The sequence below is a fragment of the Comamonas suwonensis genome, from assembly GCF_012844455.2.
Taxonomy (GTDB): Bacteria; Pseudomonadota; Gammaproteobacteria; order Burkholderiales; family Burkholderiaceae_C; genus Comamonas; species Comamonas suwonensis.
Genome location: NZ_JABBCQ020000050.1, coordinates 1 through 1,332 on the forward strand (window position 1 = coordinate 1; position 1,332 = coordinate 1,332).

Below are 1,332 nucleotides of genomic sequence, written 5' to 3' on the forward strand. Positions count from 1 at the left end.
GAGGGTGTGCAGAATTTTGTGTAAACGGACAATCAACCGCCGGCGCAAGCCGGCCTGTCCGTAAGCACAATGAGCACCAAGAAACACGACGTACCCGAAGAACTGCTGTCTGGCCTGCTGGCCAACTACAAGAAGCCCGAAGACCTCATCGGCGAGAACGGCCTGCTCAAGCAGTTGACCAAGCTGCTGGTGGAGCGAGCCCTAGACGCCGAACTGACCGAGCATCTGGGCCACGAACGCAACGAAGCGGTAGCCAACACCACTGGCAACACCCGCAATGGCAAGAGCAAGAAGACCCTCAAGGGCGATTTCGGCGAGTTGCCCATCGAGGTGCCACGTGACCGCCATGGCAGCTTCGAGCCCCAGCTCATCCCCAAGCACCAGACCCGCTGGGCCGGCTTCGACGACAAAATCATCTCGCTGTACGCCCGCGGCATGACGGTGCGCGAGATACAGGCCCACCTGGAGGAGATGTACGGCACCGAGGTCTCGCCCAGCCTGATTTCCTCGGTGACCGACGCCGTGGCCGATGAGGTCAAGACCTGGCAAGCCCGCCCGCTCGATGCAATCTACCCCATCGTCTATCTGGACTGCATCCATGTGAAGGTGCGCGAGGGCGCTGTGCGGGTCAAGGCGGTGTACTTGGCCATCGGCATCACCATGACGGGTGACAAGGAGGTGCTGGGCCTGTGGCTGGCGCAAACCGAGGGTGCCAAGTTCTGGCTGCAGGTCGTCACCGAACTTCGCAACCGGGGCGTGCAGGACATCTTCATCGCCTGCGTCGACGGGCTCAAAGGCTTCCCCGACGCCATTGAGGCGGTATTCCCCAAGGCGGTGGTGCAACTGTGCATCGTGCACATGGTGCGCCACAGCCTGAACTACGTCTCGTGGAAGCGTCGCAAAGAAGTGGCCGCCGACCTGCGACGCATCTACACGGCAACCACCGCCGAGGAGGCCGAGCTGATGCTCGGTGAATTCGAGGCCCGCTGGGATGCCGAGTACCAACCCATCGGCCAGTCCTGGCGCAGGAACTGGAGCCGGCTGATTCCGTTCTTTGACTACCCACCCGAAATCCGCAAGGTCATCTACACCACCAACGCCATCGAGTCGGTCAACATGAGCCTGAGGAAGCTGACCAAGAACCGGGGCTCGTTCCCCAGTGACGAAGCGCTGACCAAACTGTTCTATCTGGCCCTGCGTAACATCAGTCAGAAGTGGACCATGCCCATCCGGGATTGGAAGGCTGCGCTGACCCGCTTTACCATTCAGTTCGGAGACCGCATCTCCGTCAATTGAAGTCCGAACCGTTTACACAAAAATTCGGACACGCCC

The 1,332-nt window shown here is 60.7% G+C and carries 1 protein-coding gene; it reads left to right on the forward strand.

Annotated elements, in window-relative coordinates:
* The first annotated feature begins 69 nt into the window (after positions 1-69).
* Positions 70-1,296, forward strand: coding sequence for an IS256 family transposase (locus HF327_RS21780; protein WP_034390491.1), 1,227 nt, complete (start codon positions 70-72; stop codon positions 1,294-1,296).
* Positions 1,297-1,332: the final 36 nt, after the last annotated feature.